At 70.3% G+C, this 15,761-nt stretch carries 16 protein-coding genes; 5 read left to right on the forward strand and 11 right to left on the reverse strand.

Annotated features, from left to right (window positions below; all coding sequences use genetic code 11):
• Positions 1-40 precede the first annotated feature (40 nt).
• The 7 genes from J8M50_RS30000 to J8M50_RS30030 form a co-directional block, all read right to left on the reverse strand.
• A complete protein-coding gene (locus J8M50_RS30000; protein ID WP_010352550.1) occupies positions 41-1,735 on the reverse strand; it encodes an immunity 49 family protein in 1,695 nt (564 codons plus the stop codon).
• Between the two features lie 48 nt (positions 1,736-1,783).
• Positions 1,784-1,996, reverse strand: a complete 213-nt coding sequence (locus J8M50_RS30005) for a PspC domain-containing protein (RefSeq protein WP_010352551.1) — start codon at positions 1,994-1,996, stop codon at positions 1,784-1,786.
• 101 nt (positions 1,997-2,097) lie between these two features.
• Positions 2,098-2,649 carry a VanZ family protein gene (locus J8M50_RS30010; protein WP_029183689.1) on the reverse strand — a complete coding sequence of 184 codons (552 nt, stop codon included), beginning with the start codon at positions 2,647-2,649 and terminating at the stop codon, positions 2,098-2,100.
• A 140-nt stretch (positions 2,650-2,789) separates the two neighbouring features.
• Entirely contained in the window at positions 2,790-3,419 is a 630-nt protein-coding gene (locus J8M50_RS30015) for a hypothetical protein (RefSeq protein WP_010352553.1), read from the reverse strand.
• 68 nt (positions 3,420-3,487) lie between these two features.
• The gene (locus J8M50_RS30020) at positions 3,488-5,044 is read right to left on the reverse strand and encodes an ATP-binding protein (protein ID WP_010352554.1); all 1,557 of its coding nucleotides are present in this window, start codon (positions 5,042-5,044) and stop codon (positions 3,488-3,490) included.
• Positions 5,041-5,718 (reverse strand): two-component system response regulator AfsQ1, encoded by a 678-nt coding sequence (gene afsQ1 / locus J8M50_RS30025; protein ID WP_010352555.1) that lies wholly within the window; start codon positions 5,716-5,718, stop codon positions 5,041-5,043. The genes J8M50_RS30020 and afsQ1 overlap by 4 nt, the downstream gene beginning before the upstream one ends.
• Before the next feature lie 85 nt (positions 5,719-5,803).
• The gene (locus J8M50_RS30030; protein WP_010352556.1) at positions 5,804-6,886 is read right to left on the reverse strand and encodes a methyltransferase; all 1,083 of its coding nucleotides are present in this window, start codon (positions 6,884-6,886) and stop codon (positions 5,804-5,806) included.
• Between the two features lie 358 nt (positions 6,887-7,244).
• On the opposite strand from J8M50_RS30030, the gene J8M50_RS30035 reads away from it, so the two are divergent.
• Both J8M50_RS30035 and J8M50_RS30040 read left to right on the forward strand, forming a co-directional pair.
• Positions 7,245-7,982, forward strand: coding sequence for a SigE family RNA polymerase sigma factor (locus tag J8M50_RS30035; RefSeq protein WP_010352557.1), 738 nt, complete (start codon positions 7,245-7,247; stop codon positions 7,980-7,982).
• Between the two features lie 276 nt (positions 7,983-8,258).
• Positions 8,259-9,527 carry a DUF3089 domain-containing protein gene (locus J8M50_RS30040; protein WP_010352558.1) on the forward strand — a complete coding sequence of 423 codons (1,269 nt, stop codon included), beginning with the start codon at positions 8,259-8,261 and terminating at the stop codon, positions 9,525-9,527.
• 18 nt (positions 9,528-9,545) lie between these two features.
• Here the strand turns inward: J8M50_RS30040 and J8M50_RS30045 are convergent, their stop codons facing one another.
• The gene (locus tag J8M50_RS30045; RefSeq protein WP_075661242.1) at positions 9,546-10,232 is read right to left on the reverse strand and encodes a uridine kinase family protein; all 687 of its coding nucleotides are present in this window, start codon (positions 10,230-10,232) and stop codon (positions 9,546-9,548) included.
• A 107-nt stretch (positions 10,233-10,339) separates the two neighbouring features.
• On the opposite strand from J8M50_RS30045, the gene J8M50_RS30050 reads away from it, so the two are divergent.
• Positions 10,340-10,747, forward strand: coding sequence for a hypothetical protein (locus tag J8M50_RS30050; RefSeq protein ID WP_010352560.1), 408 nt, complete (start codon positions 10,340-10,342; stop codon positions 10,745-10,747).
• Between the two features lie 109 nt (positions 10,748-10,856).
• On the opposite strand, the gene J8M50_RS30055 is transcribed toward J8M50_RS30050, so the two are convergent.
• Genes J8M50_RS30055 through deoC form a run of 3 tightly spaced genes read right to left on the reverse strand, consistent with a single transcriptional unit; the run spans position 10,857 to position 14,160 of the window.
• Complete coding sequence (locus tag J8M50_RS30055) at positions 10,857-11,741, reverse strand: aldehyde dehydrogenase family protein (protein WP_010352561.1); 885 nt, start codon at positions 11,739-11,741, stop codon at positions 10,857-10,859.
• Positions 11,734-13,191 (reverse strand): aldehyde dehydrogenase family protein, encoded by a 1,458-nt coding sequence (locus tag J8M50_RS30060; protein ID WP_010352562.1) that lies wholly within the window; start codon positions 13,189-13,191, stop codon positions 11,734-11,736. The genes J8M50_RS30055 and J8M50_RS30060 overlap by 8 nt, the downstream gene beginning before the upstream one ends.
• 6 nt (positions 13,192-13,197) lie before the next feature.
• Positions 13,198-14,160: a deoxyribose-phosphate aldolase gene (deoC, locus tag J8M50_RS30065; protein WP_010352563.1), complete on the reverse strand. Its 963-nt coding sequence runs from the start codon at positions 14,158-14,160 to the stop codon at positions 13,198-13,200.
• 207 nt (positions 14,161-14,367) lie between these two features.
• Between deoC and J8M50_RS30070 the strand changes: the two genes are divergently transcribed.
• Together J8M50_RS30070 and J8M50_RS30075 are read left to right on the forward strand one after the other, a co-directional pair.
• Positions 14,368-15,027, forward strand: coding sequence for a PH domain-containing protein (locus J8M50_RS30070; RefSeq protein ID WP_010352564.1), 660 nt, complete (start codon positions 14,368-14,370; stop codon positions 15,025-15,027).
• Positions 15,028-15,209: 182 nt separating this feature from the next.
• Complete coding sequence (locus tag J8M50_RS30075; protein WP_141655562.1) at positions 15,210-15,743, forward strand: type 1 periplasmic-binding domain-containing protein; 534 nt, start codon at positions 15,210-15,212, stop codon at positions 15,741-15,743.
• Positions 15,744-15,761 lie beyond the last annotated feature (18 nt).

Consider the following 15,761-nt stretch of genomic DNA (forward strand, 5'->3'; position numbering starts at 1 on the left):
CCGCTTCTGTTCTCCCCGGCCCTTCTCACGGCGGCCCTTCTCACGGCGCCGGAATGACCTCGATCCGCTCCCCGTTCAGCAGGTACAGCGGCAGCAGCCGCTCCTTCTGCGGCACCGGGAACTCCTGCGACCCGGCGAGGCTCGCCAGCGCCAGCAGCCCCAGCGACACCTGTGCGCGCGGCGCCGGGGAGTCGCCCCAGTACAGCGCGTGCTTCTCCAGCGCGTCCGCCAGCGTCTTCGCGAACTGCTCGTCGTCGTTCGCGATCATCCGGTGGAACAGCGCGGCCGGCTGGTAGTCGACCTGGTCGGAGAACCCGGTCGGCGTGTACGCGACGGCCTTCGGATGCCCCGCCTGCATCGTCGCCAGCAGCTTCTGCACGATGTCGTCCATCGGCCCGCGCGACAGGTACGTCCGCAGCGTGTCGATCCAGTGCAGCACGTACTCGTCGACCGACTCGTCCTCCCGCAGCCGCTCCAGCGGCACCTCCACCAGCCGGGACACCCGGCCCCACTCCCGGCACACCAGCGCGAGGTACAGCGCGTCCAGCCAGGCCCGCGCGTCCGCCGGCGGCTCCGCCGGGAACGCGGGGAGGCGCACCTCCAGGTCGTCGAAGAGGAACTCCCGCGCCTCACCGCCCGTGAACAGCAGCGTCCCGAGCTGGACCGCCGCCGACCAGGCGTCCCACGTGGCGAGTTCGGACGCGTCCGGGTCGACGACACACCGCGCGTGCGCCAGCGTCACCGTCGAGGCGAAGGCGTCCGCGAGCACCGACGGGTCCTGGGCCAGCCGCTCCAGCAGCCCCGCCGTGTCCCGCGCCAGCGCCTCGGCGTCCGGCGCCCGCCCGGTCAGCGCCGTCCGCAGCCGGCCCGCGCCGTCCAGCCGGACCAGGCCCTTCATCGCCGCGAGCAGCTCCGGCGGCGGCTGGATGGAGAAGCTGCGGTTCTCCTCGTCGATGACCGTCAGGGACGTCAGCTTCCCCCGGTACCACCAGTACACGCGCGGCGAAAGGCGCCCCTCGCCGCTCTGGTGCGCCCCCAGCGCGAACTGCGCGAGCGCGTTCAGCGCGTCCACGACCGTGCCGTCCGCGATCGGGTGGTACACGAGGTTGTCGCGGGTCGGTACGACGAACAGCGCGCCGTGCTCCGGCAGCGGCTCGCCGGTGACGCGGCGGGCCACCTCCCCCAGGTACAGGGCCTTGCTCGCGACGAACGGGGAGTCGCCGTAGAGGCTGTGCAGCGTCGTGTGCTCGCCGACCTGCACCACGTCGTGCTCGACCGGGACGCGCGCCAGGTTGTCGTACCCCGCCTTGCCGAGCGCTTCGAGGCCCGCGCGCTCCACGTCCCCGTCGGTGAGGATCCGTACGCTCGTCGGGCCGTCCAGGGCGTACGCGAAGACCAGGCCGTCGGCCACCACGCGCGCGTACGTCAGGTCGGCAGCGATCTCCGGGCCGATCGACTCGGCGGGCAGCAGCCGGACATGCGCGTCCCTCAGCAGCTCCTCGGCGCTCTCGCCGCCCTCGCTCGCCTGCCGCAGCTGACCGAAGTGGGCGTCCACCAGCGCGGGCCACTCCTCCACAGCGGACCGGGCGCAGCGGACGGCCAGGTCGTGCAGGGAGTACCGGTGGCCGTCTCGGAGATGCGGAGCGGCCAGCGAGCGCAGGTGATCGGCCTGCGCCGCCGTCAGCAGGGGGAGTTCGGCGTCGGGGGTCGTCTCTGGTGCTTCGTCGAAAGTCACCCGGATGACTCTATGAGGGTTTCGGCCACCCCCGTGACCCGACGGCGGTTACCAGGCGGCGCTCCCCGTCGTCCGCGCCTTCTCCTCCGACGGGAAGAGGATCCACAGCGCGATGTAGAGCAGGAACTGAGGCCCCGGCAGGAGGCAGGACAGGACGAATATCACGCGCATCGTCGTGGCCGACGTGCCGAAGCGGTTGGCCAGCGCGGCGCACACGCCGCCGATCATGCGGCCGTGGGTGGGACGGGCGAGGCGGGACATCTGGGGCTCCTTCACAGCGTGAGCTTCGATCGAGGTGCGGCCCCTGTCGGCCGCCTCTCCATGACTCAAAGCTACGAGGACGAAGCGGATGAAGCGTCACTCTACGGAGCTATCCCGACCCTGGGAATCGTCGGGGTACGACCCTGAGACAGCTCCTCCTGACGGACGGCGGTCCGTCGTCGCCGCGGCGTACGCCTACGCAGCAGGTACCTCCCGGCGGGTACCACCAGGGTATGAGCCAGGGCGACGCCGAGGGTGTTCAGGAGGACCGCGTCGACGTCCACGACCTGGCCCGGTACGCCGGTCTGCAACAGCTCCACCGTCACCGAGAGCATCGCCCCGGCGGCGGACGTACGCACCAGCGAGCCGAACGGGGAGACCCGCAGCCTGCCGTGCACCAGGGGGAGGAGTACTCCGAGGGGAGCCAGCAGCAGGAGACCCCGCCCGATCCGGCGGACCGCCTCGTGCCACCCCAGACCGAGGTCGGTGCGGATGCCGTCGAGCGGGTGCAGGTTGGCCGGCATCACCCAGGGGACGTCCAGCGGTCGCAGCGAGTACCAAACGACGAACGCGAGATGAGCGGCGAGGAGAACACCTCCCGCCACACGGACACGGATCACGGCGCTGCCGCCGATGGGGCCTTGACGCTGCACGACCCCCAAGACGCACCGCTCACGGCGAATGGTTCCGCAGGGGCCTCAGGGAGGGGGGTGAGTCCTTCACCACACCCCCACACACGAGGATTTGATCACGGTGAGTCACGGCGACTGTCGCAACTCACGTACCGATCCTCCTACTTCGCCACCTTCGACGACGGCGGCAGCTTGGTCCCCGGCCGCTGCTTCACCTCGTCCGTGCACTCGTAGCGCGTCAACTCCCGGCCTGCGGGCCCGCCGAGGACCACGGAGCCGTCGCCGTCGGAGGCGGCCGAGTCGGAGAGGGTGCAGACGACCTGCGCGAGGGCGTACGGCGAGAGCGTCTCCGGCGCGACGGTGAGGCGGAGCGCGTCGTCGGGGTCGGTGCCGGTCAGCGGCGGGAGGACGGTCACGCCCTCGCGCACGTCGGTCGTGTACCCCGACTCCTTCTCCTGGGACGACGGGCTGGCCTCCAGCTCGTTCAGCAGCCCCTGGGCGACCAGCACCCGACGCTTGGCACCAACTGCCCCGTCCGGTACGGGAACCGCCCGGTCGACGGCGACGAGCGACGCCCCGCACAGCAGGAACACCTGCACCGGCACCCGGCCCGACATCTGCGCGGCGGTCGTACCCGACTCGGCGGCGGAGCACCGGACGCGGGAGGGCGCCGCACCGAAGTCGGTCGGCACTTCGGTCGCCCGGATACCGCACCCGGAGAGGACGAGTCCGAGCGCGGCGACGAGCAGCAGTCGCGTACGCCCCTTGGTGGGGGCGCGGGTTGAGGCCACCCGGGCCGGGACGCCCTTTTCTGGCACGGCAGTTGAGGCCGCCCCGTTCGTGACATCTTCCGTCAGCCTCACGACGCCGTCCCCCCGTCCTCGTCCTCCTGCTCCACGACTTCCCAGCTCCCCCGGGGCAGTTTCAGCGTGAACACCGCACCGCCTTCAGGGGAGTTGGCGGCGCTGATCTCGCCGCCGTGGATGTGCGCGTTCTCCAGCGCGATGGAGAGCCCGAGCCCGCTGCCTTCCGAACGCGGCCTGGACGCACTGGCCTTGTAGAACCGGTCGAAGACATGCGGCAGCACTTCCTCGGGGATACCGGGCCCGTGGTCGCGCACGGCGATGACCATCTCGTCGGCGCTCTCCCGCACGGACACCCGCACCGGAGACCCCCCGTGCTTGAGGGCGTTGCCGATGAGGTTCGCGAGGATGACGTCGAGCCGGCGCGGATCGAGCTGCGCGTGAATCCCGCGCTCGGCGTCGAGGTCGACCGCGTCCAGCCAGGCGCGCGCGTCGATGCAGGCGGTGATCTGGTCGGCCACGTCGACGACGTCGAGCACCAGCCGGGCCGTCCCCGCGTCGAAGCGGGTGACCTCCATCAGGTTCTCGACGAGGTCGTTGAGCCGCCGCGTCTCGCTCACCACGAGCCGTACGGCGGGCTCGATCATCGGGTCCATGCTGCCGGTCTCGGCCTCAAGTTCCTCTTCCAGAACTTCGGTTACGGCCGTGATCGCGGTGAGCGGCGTCCGCAGCTCGTGGCTCATGTCGGCGACGAACCGCCGCGACGCCTCGTCCCGCGCGGCCATGTCCGCGACCCGCTTCTCCAGCGCCTCGGCGGCACGGTTGAACGTCCGTGACAGATCGGCGAGTTCGTCCGTACCGGACACCTGGAGCCGGGTATCGAGCCGCCCCTCGCCGAGATGCCGCGCGGCAACTCCCAGCCGGTGCACGGGTTTCAGCACGGTCGTGGACGCGGCCTGCGCGATCAGCGCCGCCCCGATCAGCGCGAGCCCGGTGGCGATCCCCAGCGACCAGGCAAGGGAGTTGAGGTCCTTCGCCTCGGGCTCCAGCGACTTGCGCATGTACCCGGTCGGACCACCCCCGTCGACCTTCGTCCCGGCGACCAGATACGGCGTGCCGTGATCGACGACGCGCTGCCAAAAGAGGTGGTACGGCGCCCTGTTGGCCCCCGACACCGACTGCTGCTTGTTCACCGCGCGCCGCAGCGACTCCGGCACGTCGTCCAGCGAGAACCCGCTCAGACCACCGGAGTTGCCGTACACCGTCCGCCCGACGTCGTCGGCCGCGACCAGCAACACACTGAAACGCTGACTGGAGTTGGCCATCTGCGCGGCCGTGCGCTGGAGTTCGGTCTGCGAGGGACGCTCGGGGAGCGCGCCCGCGCGGTTCTGCATCTCCGTACGGAAGTCCTTCAGCACCGCGTCCTGCGCGCGCGTCAGCACGGCCTCGCGGTTGAGCCAGTAGGCGATGCCGGACGCCGAGACGGCCGTGGCGAGCGCGACCGCGCCGAACACGACGACCAGCCGCAGGCGCAGGCTCGTGAAGCGCAGCCGGGACAGGACCACTTTGCGAAACGCGGGCCAGCCGCGGAAACCTGGTGCGGCCTGGGTCACTGAGGCGCGTCCAGGCGGTAGCCGACACCCCGGACGGTACGGATCAGCGTGGGCGACGACGGCACGTCCTCGATCTTGGCGCGCAGCCGCTGGACACACGCGTCCACCAGCCGCGAGTCACCGAGGTAGTCGTGCTCCCACACGAGCCGCAGCAACTGCTGCCGCGACAGGGCCTGTCCGGGCCGCCGGCTCAGTTCGAGCAGCAACCGCAGTTCGGTGGGCGTGAGTTGGAGGTCCTGGCCGTTCTTCGTCACCGTCATCGCCGAACGGTCGATGACGAGGCTGCCGAACGTCGCCGAGTCGCTCGACTCCCGCTCGCCGCGCCGTAGCACGGCCCGGATCCGGGCGTCCAGCACCCGGCCCTGGACCGGCTTCACGACGTAGTCGTCCGCGCCGGACTCCAGGCCCACCACGACGTCGATGTCGTCGTTGCGCGCGGTCAGCAGGATGATCGGCAACTGGTCCGTGCGCCGGATGCGCCGGCACACCTCGAACCCGTCGATGCCGGGCAGCATCACATCCAGCACGATCAGATCCGGTCGCTGCTCACGCAGCAGTTTCAGACCGTCCTCTCCACTGGCAGCGGTCGCCACGCGGTGCCCCTGGCGCGTCAGTGAGAGCTCCAGGGCCGTACGGATGGCGTCGTCGTCCTCGATCAGCAACAGGGAAGGCACGGCCTCATTCTGGCCCATACAGGGGGTGAGGTTCGACAGGTGGGGGCTTATAACGCCTTTACGAGCCCCCACAGGTACTACCCGGTTACACCCTGATCCCCAACCGCCACAGCGAGGTCACCTCCGCACTGCGGACCGTATACAACGGGTCACTCCGGTCCTTCGCACGCCGGTGCCGGGGGCGTACGTCGTGCCTTCCTACGACGGTGAGGCCACTGGCGCGAAAAAGTCGCAGCAACTCTTTCCGCGTCCTCAGCCCGAGCAGCTCGGCGAGATCCGACATGATCAGCCAGCCCTCGCCCTGCGGTAGCAACCGGTTGCGCAACCCGGCGAGGAATTCCTGGAGCATCCCGCTGTCCTGGTCGTACACCCCCAGCTCAAGACCGGCGCTCGGCGTGCCCGGCAGCCACGGGGGGTTGCAGACGACGAGGTCGGCGCGGCCCTGCGGCGGGTACAGCGCCGGTCCCTGTACGTCGATCCGGTCGCCGTGTCCGAGGCGGCGCGCGTTCTCCTCGGCGCAGGCGAGGGCGCGCGGGTTGACGTCGGTCGCGATGATCCGCCCGACCCCTCGGTGGGCCAGCACGGCCGCCAGTACGCCGGTCCCGGTGCCGAGGTCGAAGGCGGTGCGGCAGGGGCGGGGGAGGGGGGTGGAGGCGACGAGGTCGACGTACTCCCCTCGTACGGGGGAGAAGACGCTGTAACGGGGGTGAATGCGGTTGCTGAGAGCGGGGACCTCGATGCCCCTCAGCTGCCACTGGTGGGCGCCGATCACTCCCAGGAGTTCCCTCAGAGGTACGACGGAGGGGCCGGTGGGCGGGCCGTACGCGGCGCGGCAGGCCTCGCGGACGTCGGGGGCGCGGCGCAGGGAGAGGGCGTGGTCCGCGTCGAGTTCCACGAGGAGACGGTTCAGTGTCTGGGCCCGGCGGGCGCGGTCACGGCGCTGGAGGCGGAAGATCTCCGCCGGGGAACCCGCCTCGTCGTAACGGGAGTTCGGGATGCGGCGGCTCAACGCCGTAAGCATCTGGCGGGCGTTGACGTAGTCGCCCCGCCAGAGGAGCGCTGTGCCGGTGGAGGTCAGGCGGTGTGCGGTGGAGGCGCGGAGGGTGTCGTCGACGGGGACGTACCCGGTGCGGGGCGCGGTCTCGTTCCGGGGCTCGCGGGAGGGCATGGGGATGCTCCTGGAAGTCGTAAGTGCCGTGGGAGCGGAGGCACTTCGACGGGGCGAGGAGCAGGGGGAACGGCTGGGGACCCGCTGTCACCGCCGCGCCGAAGCGCGGGGGAGCGGGTCGCCGAGGACCATGCCGTAACCCATGTCCGCAAGGGTCCCATGGGGGTGGTGAGGAGGCCAAACGCACCGGTCTACCGCCGACGCCTTTGAAGCCGCTGTGGTGTCGCCGTGAGGGGCCCCTGTGACAGCTCTGTGACAGTCGGCGGACACGGCCATGAAGGTCCCCCGGCAAGCTTCTCGGCACAGGGCAAGACGGCCTGGCGCAAGAGCACCAGAGGTCCACGACGGGAGGCGCGACATGTCGCTGCACAGCATGAACACCAGCGCAGTGGTCACGCGTCTCCACGACGTCCGGTGGGGCTCGGAGAAGTCCGGTGTTGTGAGCGGGCGGGGGTGCGCTCGCAACGCCGGGCGTCAACACACCACGTACATCACGGTGGTTGACGCGAAAACGGGGGATGCGGTTCCGGGGGGAGCCGCGTACAGGGAGGACACGGGGGAGCGTCGCTCCATCAGCGAGGCGGAGTTCACCGCCTACGTCCAGGAGCGCCGCGCCTCCCTGTACGCCACCGCGTACCACCTGACCGGCGACCGGTTCGAGGCCGAGGACCTGCTCCAGAGCGCGCTGTTCTCGACGTACCGGGCCTGGGACCGGATCAGTGACAAAGCGGCAGTAGGCGGTTATCTGCGCCGCACCATGACGAACCTGCACATCAGCGCGTGGCGCCGCCGCAAGCTGAACGAGTACCCGACCGAGGAACTGCCGGAGACGCCCGGCGACACGGACGCGATGCGCGGCACCGAGCTGCGCGCGGTCCTGTGGCAGGCGCTGTCCCGGCTGCCGGAACTCCAGCGGACGATGCTGGTCCTCAGGTATTACGAGGGCCGTACCGACCCGGAGATCGCGGAGATCCTCGACATCAGTGTCGGCACGGTGAAGTCCAGCATCTGGCGGTCGCTCCGCCGGCTGCGCGAGGACGAGGTCCTCAGCTTCGGCCGTGACGAGGAGAGCGCCTTCGGGGAGCTTGTCGCCTGAAGGCTGACCCCGGCTCCGCTCTGGGGGGAGCGGTGGCGGGGGTATCGGGGGAATGCGGGGGAGCGGTACCGGGGGGACCTTCGGGGGACGGCGTTCGGGGGAGCGTCGCGGGGAGCGGTACCGCAGGGGGGGAGCACGGGGGAACAGAGAGCGGGGCTGGAGGGCCGGGGGGTCTGTCCAGTCCCGTTTCTTTGTTCCCCTTCCCGTGTCTTTGTTTCTTTTTGTCTCAACTGCGGCAGAGATCAAGGCGGTTCACTTTCCGGAGAAAGGACCGCCTTGCGCCGTCTGGTCGCCCTGCTCGCCGCCGTCTTCTTCTTTCCGTTACTGTCCGCGCCCGCCGCCGGGGCCGCGCCGCTCGAATCCACCGTCTGGCTGTGCAGGCCGGGGATGCCGGCGAACCCCTGCGGGCAGGACGCCCGGGGGAATCCGGTCGATTCCGTTCTGACGGGTCGTTATATCGCGGGCGGGAGTACGGAGTTCGACGATCGGCGTGCCGGCGGAACGGGTGAGCTGCTTCCCGGCGCGGTCGATCCTCCCGTCGACTGTTTCTACGTGTATCCGACCGTCGATCTGCTGCCCAACCCCCTGCTGCGGCTGGGGAGTCTGCCGCCCGTCCCGCAGAACAACGCGCTGGCCGTGACGTTCGCGCAGGCGCAGCGGTTCGCCGGGGAGTGCCGGGTGTTTGCGCCGGTCTACCGTCAACTCACCTTGCTGGAGTTGGCCGGTGGGGTTCTGACCGGGACGAGTCCCGACCCTTCGGTGGGGTTCGGGGATGTGGAGAAGGCGTTCGCGGACTACTGGGCCCACGACAACGTCGACCCTGTCACCGGGGAGCGGCGGGGTGTCGTCCTCATCGGGCATTCGCAGGGGGCCGCGGCGTTGAGTGCCTTGATGCGGTCCACTTTCGACGGGGACGCGGGGATGCGGCGGCAGTTGGTCGCGGCGTATCTGCTCGGTGGGGATGTGCAGGTGCCGGTGGGCGGGGTGCGGGGTGGGGGCGGGGATCCGGACTCGACGTTCCAGAACGTGCCCGTGTGCACGCGGGCGGCTGGGGCTTCGGTTCCGGTGGGGTGTGTGGTCGCCTACTCCTCCTTCGACCTGGCGGACGGGGGTGTGCCCACGAGCTTCGGTCGGAGTACCGCGCCGGGGCATCGGAAGGTGTGCGTCAATCCGGCGGCGTTGGTGCGGGGTGCGGCTGCGGGGGACCGGGTGCCGTTGGACGCGCTGATGCCGACGCGGCGGCTCGTCGGGGGTAACGCACTAGTACCTGCGGGGTACCTGGCTCCCGTCATGGGGGGTTACCCGTTCCCCGATCTGCCTGCCGGGTTCGCCCGGTACCCGTCGTCGGTGACCGGTGCCTGTGAGAGCGCGGTGGGTACCGACGGGGTACGGGTGGACTGGTTGCAGGTCGAGGGGGACCTGTCGCTGTTCGCCGCGGACTCCCGTACGAACGCGCTGGGGCTGCATGTCGCCGACGTGAATGTGGCGCTCGGGGATCTGACCGCGCTCGCGGGTGAGCAGATCGCCGAGTGGCGTTCTCGGTAGTCCTTCCGGGGTACCCGGTTACGTCGCCGGTGCGGTCGCCTCCGTGGGGCGGCCGGTGGCGTCCGCCAGGCGGGTCAGCGCCTCGTCGCGGTCGCAGGCGTGTGCGCCGAGCGCGGTCTGGCGGGCGACGATGGCCCGCTCGGCGCGCATCAGGCGCCAGCCCCGGCGCAGCAGGAAGGGGACCGACTTGCGGCCCTCCTTGAGGTCCCGCAGAAAACGCCTGCGGAACGTCTTCACCGGGCCCCGGCGCAGGCACAGCGCGTCCGCGAGTACCCCCTCCTCGCGGCACCGCTCGACGATCTCGGCGGCGAAGATGCCCTCCGCGATGAATACCGGAGTACCACCGAAGTCGACCGTCTCGCTGCCGGTGCGCGCGCTGAGTGAGATGTCGTACACGGGTACATCCGTGGAGCCACTGCGGCACAGCTCCGTGATCGCCGTGACGGCCGTCTCCGTGTCCCACGACGCCGGGTGGTCCCAGTCGATGTCGGAGCTTCCCTCGACCTGCGGCAGCGTCGGGTCGTCGCCCTCCTTGTAGAAGTCGTCGAGCCGCAGCACCGGGAGGCCGGAGCGGGCCGAGACGAGGGACTTGCCGGAGCCGGAGGGGCCGCACAGCAGTACGACCCGCGTGGGGGTGGAAAGGGAACTCACGGGACACCAGTGTGCGGCATGTGCCCTGCTCGGCACGAGTCCACGGGGTGCCATTGAAGCGCGCGTCACATCATCGCGGGTCGCCTTTGATGCGTACGGCGCCCTTCAACTACCCTCTGCGTCGACTCGATTACTCCCCGCATCGAAAAGGTGGCAGCGAGATGCCTCAGCACGAGAACGTCCCCTCCTCTTCAACCGGCCGCCGCGCGCTGGCCGCCTTCGCGACCGCAGGGGTCGCCCTCGGGGCCGGCGCCGGGGTGGCTGCCGCCGCCGACGAGCCGGTCGTCGACGCCGTCCGCACGAACCCCTCCGCGGTCGGCCAGATCGACCCCCAGGCGGGCCTCCAAGGAGCGCTGGGCTCACTCCCGTACGCGACCGGCGCGGTGACCGCCCTCAAGCCGAACCCCCTCGCCGGCACCGGCGTCGACCCCCTCGACAACGGGGCGGGCACCCAACTCGCCGACTTCCAGCCGATCGCGACCCAGGCACTGACCGGGCCGGTGGCTCAGGCGCAGTCGATCGGGTCGTTGCCGGTGGTGGGGCAGGTGGCGGGGTTGCTGAAGGGATGAGGGGGTTCCGGGAGCCTCGGGGCGCCGGCGCTCAGTGAACGCGGGTACCCCGTGAGAGTGCGACGGCCCTGCGGCAAATGCCTTTGCCGCAGGGCCGTTTGAGCAACCGTCAGTAGGCGGAGCCGGACGCGCCCAGCGAACCCGTCGTGTGCCAGACCGTCTTCGTCTCCAGGAACGCCGTCAGGCGGTCCGTGCCCTGCGGGTCGTTCCAGTCCACAGGCTGTGGACGCAGGACGCGCTTCAGGTTGTCCGCCGCCGCGATCTCCAGCTCCTTCGCCAACTCCTCGTCCGCGCCCGCCAGATCGATCGCGTTGACGTCCTGGTGGGAGGCCAGGGACGGGGTGATCTCGGCGGTGCGGCCGGAGAGGATGTTCACAACTCCGCCCGGGACGTCGGACGTTGCCAGGACCTCGCCCAGAGAGAGCGCGGGGAGCGGGGACTTCTCGGAGGCGATGAGCACGGCCGTATTGCCGGTCGCGATGACCGGGGCCAGCACCGAGATCAGGCCCAGGAACGACGAGTCCTGGGGCGCCAACACCGCTACCACGCCGGTCGGTTCGGGCGTGGAGAGGTTGAAGTACGGCCCCGCCACCGGGTTCGCGCCGCCCACGATCTGCGCGATCTTGTCGGTCCACCCCGCGTACCAGACCCACCGGTCGATCGCCGCGTCCACCTGAGCCGCGGCCTTGGACTTCGACAGCCCCTCCGCCTCGGCCACTTCACGCGTGAACTGCTCGCGGCGCCCCTCCAGCATCTCGGCGATGCGGTACAGGATCTGACCCCGGTTGTACGCGGTCGCGCCCGACCACCCGCCGAACGCCTTGCGCGCGGCGACGACCGCGTCACGGGCGTCCTTGCGGCTCGACTGGGGCGCGTTGGCCAGCCAGTTGCCCTTCGAGTCCGTCACCTCGTACACCCGGCCGCTCTCGGAACGCGGGAACTTCCCGCCGACGTACAGCTTGTAGGTCTTGAACACAGTGAGTCGGTCAGACATCGAGGTACGCCTCCAGGCCATGGCGACCGCCCTCGCGGCCGTAACCCGACTCCTTGTAACCGCCGAACGGCGAGGTCGGATCGAACTTGTTGAACGTGTTGGACCAGATGACACCCGCGCGCAGCTTGCTCGCGACGGCGAGGATGCGGGAGCCCTTGTCGGTCCAGATACCGGCGGAGAGGCCGTACTGGGTGTTGTTGGCCTTGGCGACGGCCTCGTCCGGCGTACGGAAGGTCAGCACGGACAGGACGGGGCCGAAGATCTCGTCGCGCGCGATGGTGTGCGCCTGCGTGACGTTCGTGAAGAGCGTCGGCGCGAACCAGTAACCGGAGGACGGGAGTTCACAGGCGGGCGACCACCGCTCGGCGCCCTCCGCCTCACCCTGCTCCGTCAACGCCGTGATGCGCGCGAGCTGTTCGGCGGAGTTGATCGCTCCGATGTCCGTGTTCTTGTCGAGCGGGTCACCGAGGCGCAGCGTGGACAGGCGGCGCTTCAACGCGTCCAGCAGCTCGTCCTGGATGGACTCCTGGACCAGCAACCGGCTTCCTGCGCAGCAGACTTGGCCCTGGTTGAAGAAGATCCCGTCGACGATGCCCTCGACGGCCTGGTCGATCGGCGCGTCGTCGAAGACGATGTTCGCGCCCTTGCCGCCGAGTTCGAGCGTCAGCTTCTTGCGGGTACCGGCGACGCTGCGGGCGATCTCCTTGCCGACGGCGGTCGAGCCGGTGAAGGCGACCTTGTTGACATCCGGGTGCGCGACGAGCGCGGCGCCCGAATCCCCGTACCCCGTAAGGATGTTGACGACGCCCTTGGGGAGACCGGCCTGACGGCAGATGTCGGCGAAGAACAGCGCGGACAGGGGAGTTGTCTCCGCCGGCTTCAGGACGACCGTGTTGCCGGTCGCGAGAGCGGGCGCGATCTTCCACGCCAGCATGAGCAACGGGAAGTTCCACGGGATGACTTGACCGGCGACGCCGAGCGGCTGCGGGTTGGCCCCGCTGTGCCCATTTGTCGTCCTCCGGCCGAACCCTGCGTGGTCCAACTTGTCGGCCCAGCCCGCGTAGTAGAAGAAGTGCGCGGCGACGAGGGGGAGGTCGGCGTCCCGCGTCTCCTTGATCGGCTTGCCGTTGTCCAGCGTTTCCAGGACGGCCAGTTCGCGGCTGCGCTCCTGGATGATGCGGGCGATGCGGAAGAGGTACTTCGCGCGCTCGGAGCCGGGCAGCGCGGACCACTTCTCGAACGCCTTGCGGGCGGCCTTGACCGCGCGGTCGACGTCGGCCTCACCGGCCTGCGCGACCTCCGCCAACACCTCTTCCGTGGAAGGGGAGATGGACTTGAAAACCTTGCCGTCCGCCGCGTCGGTGAACTCGCCGTCGATGAACAGGCCGTAGGACGGCGCGATGTCGACGACCGAGCGGGACTCGGGTGCGGGTGCGTACTCGAAAGCCATGGGGAATCAGTCCACCGTCACGTAGTCGGGACCGGAGTAGCGGCCGGTGGCCAGCTTCTGACGCTGCATCAGCAGATCGTTGAGGAGGGAGGAGGCGCCGAAACGGAACCAGTGGTTGTCCAGCCAGTCCGCACCGGCCGTCTCGTTCACCAGCACGAGGAACTTGACCGCGTCCTTCGTCGTACGGATGCCGCCCGCGGGCTTCACCCCGACCTGTACGCCGGTCTGCGCGCGGAAGTCGCGCACCGCCTCCAGCATCAACAGGGTGTTCGCGGGAGTCGCGTTGACGGCGACCTTGCCGGTGGACGTCTTGATGAAGTCCGCGCCCGCGATCATGCCCAGCCAGCTCGCGCGCCGGATGTTGTCGTACGTCGACAGCTCGCCGGTCTCGAAGATGACCTTGAGCCGGGCGGCGCCGGACGCCTCCTTCACGGCCACGATCTCGTCGTACACCTTGAGGTAGTTCCCGGCGAGGAACGCGCCCCGGTCGATGACCATGTCGATCTCGTCGGCACCGGCGGCCACGGCGTCACGGACGTCGGCCAGCTTGACGTCGAGCGCGGCGCGGCCGGCGGGGAAGGCGGTCGCCACCGACGCGACCTTCACGCCGGAACCGGCGACGGCCGCCTTCGCGGTCGCGACCATGTCCGGGTACACGCAGACGGCCGCCGTCGCGGGCGTCGTGCGGTCGGTCGGGTCGGGGTGGACGGCCTTCGCGCCGAGCGCCCGGACCTTGCCGGGGGTGTCCGCGCCTTCCAGCGTCGTCAGGTCGACCATGGAAATCGCCAGGTCGATGGCGTACGCCTTCGCGGTGGTCTTGATCGAACGGGTCCCGAGCGAGGCGGCACGGGCCTCCAGGCCGACCGCGTCGACACCGGGGAGGCCGTGCAGGAAGCGCCGCAGCGTGCTGTCGGACGCGGCGACGTCGGCGAGCGCCGAGCGGGCAGCAGGGGGTGCAGTGGTGGGCATGGTCACCAGATGAGCATATCTACGCGCGTAGCGGATGTATAGGGCCGGTGGGCCTTACAGGGGGCTCCGGGGAGTTCCGGGGAGCTACGGGTATGACGCCGGGGTGGCTCCTGGGTATGAGGCCCGCGACTGGCTCCTCCGGGGGATGGGTACCCCCTACTGGGGTCTGAGATGGCCCAGGGAGACCCTTCGGGCAGAATCGGGCGCATGACGACCCCCGCACACGAGCCGCAGCCCTCCGGTCCCGCGTACCCGGACCGCGTCTACCGCTCACCCGCCGGCATCGTCGGTGGAGTCCTGCTGCTCGGCATCGGCGGCTGGCTCGGCATCGACGCGGTCGTCGTCGGGCACGGCCGCACGCCGTGGCTGGCGCTCGCGGCGCTCCTGCTCGCCGTACCCCTGGTGGCGGCCTTCACGATCCGCCCTGCGGTGTACGCCAACGAGGAACGCCTCCGCATCCGCAACCCCTTCCGTGTGATCGTCCTCCCCTGGTCCGAGGTCGCGGTGGTCCGCTCGAACTACACGAACGAGGCGGTCAGCAACGCGGGCGACAAGTTCCAGCTCTGGGCCATCCCGGTCTCCCTCCGGGGCCGCAAGAAGGCGACACGCCGCGCCGCTCGGGGCAGCGCCGGCGGGGGGATGTCGCTGTTCGGCGCCGGGATGCGTACGACGGACGTCGACACGGGGGACGACCTCGCCTCCGGCGACCGCTCCATGGCGGACCTGCGGTCCCTGCACGAGGGCTACCGTCCGGGGACCGAGTCCACCGACGCCCCGACCGAGGTGAGCGTCCGCTGGGCGTGGGAGGTACTGGGACCCGTCGTCGCCGGGGCCGTAGTCCTGGTGATTCTGCTGGCGGTGGGGTAATTCACGCGGCTCGCCCGCTCCGCGTCATACCGCATGGCGATCTCTCGCATGTATGTACGACGTACCCCTGGGGGAGGGTGTACCCAGCGACTTGAGAGCTAGGGGGAGCCGTGGTCAAAACTCGGCGGCAGTGGCGTGCCCGGGGTGGGGCGAAGCGTGTCGTACCCGGGCGGGGGAGACGGGTGCTCGGTGTCGTCGGCCGACGGCTTAGGGCGCACCGGGGCTGGGTGGCGGGAGCCGCCGCGCTCGCCATGCTCGGATCGATCGGGTTCGCGCTGTTCGGCGGCGGTGACGAGGGGACCACGAGCACTCCCCCCGACACGCGCGCGCGGGAGTATCGGGACTTCGACGCGTGCCTGCTGACCGGGGCGGACGGCATCGCGCGCGGGACGGTCGCGGCGACCGTGTGGGACGGCATGCAGCAGGCGTCGAAGGAGACCCGCGCTCGCGTGACCTACGTACCCGTCACGGGGGAGCAGACCGCCGACAACGCGCGACCGTTCGTGAACGGGCTCGTCCAGCGGCAGTGCGACGTCGTCCTGGCCGTGGGTACCCCACAGGTACGAGCCGCGGAGACCGCCGCAGGCCAGCACCCCTCGGTGTCGTTCCTCGTGGTCGGCGACGGGGAGGCGGCACGGGACAACATCACCGTCGTACGGCCCGGGGAGGGCCTCAAGAGCGCGGTGGTGAAGGGGATTCGGGGCGCGATGGTGTGAAGTGCCCGCAGGTTCCTA

It is taken from the genome of Streptomyces acidiscabies, assembly GCF_020010905.1.
GTDB lineage: Bacteria > Actinomycetota > Actinomycetes > Streptomycetales > Streptomycetaceae > Streptomyces > Streptomyces acidiscabies.

Excerpts from the sequence above, each read along its gene's own strand:
- J8M50_RS30055 (WP_010352561.1), bottom strand. The coding sequence starts at position 11,741 with ATGTCTGACCGACTCACTGTGTTCAAGACCTACAAGCTGTACGTCGGC.
- J8M50_RS30060 (WP_010352562.1), bottom strand. The coding sequence starts at position 13,191 with ATGGCTTTCGAGTACGCACCCGCACCCGAGTCCCGCTCGGTCGTCGAC.
- J8M50_RS30050 (WP_010352560.1), top strand. The coding sequence starts at position 10,340 with ATGCCTCAGCACGAGAACGTCCCCTCCTCTTCAACCGGCCGCCGCGCG.
- deoC (WP_010352563.1), bottom strand. The coding sequence starts at position 14,160 with ATGCCCACCACTGCACCCCCTGCTGCCCGCTCGGCGCTCGCCGACGTC.
- J8M50_RS30030 (WP_010352556.1), bottom strand. The coding sequence starts at position 6,886 with ATGCCCTCCCGCGAGCCCCGGAACGAGACCGCGCCCCGCACCGGGTAC.
- J8M50_RS30045 (WP_075661242.1), bottom strand. The coding sequence starts at position 10,232 with ATGGCACCCCGTGGACTCGTGCCGAGCAGGGCACATGCCGCACACTGG.
- J8M50_RS30035 (WP_010352557.1), top strand. The coding sequence starts at position 7,245 with ATGTCGCTGCACAGCATGAACACCAGCGCAGTGGTCACGCGTCTCCAC.
- J8M50_RS30070 (WP_010352564.1), top strand. The coding sequence starts at position 14,368 with ATGACGACCCCCGCACACGAGCCGCAGCCCTCCGGTCCCGCGTACCCG.
- J8M50_RS30005 (WP_010352551.1), bottom strand. The coding sequence starts at position 1,996 with ATGTCCCGCCTCGCCCGTCCCACCCACGGCCGCATGATCGGCGGCGTG.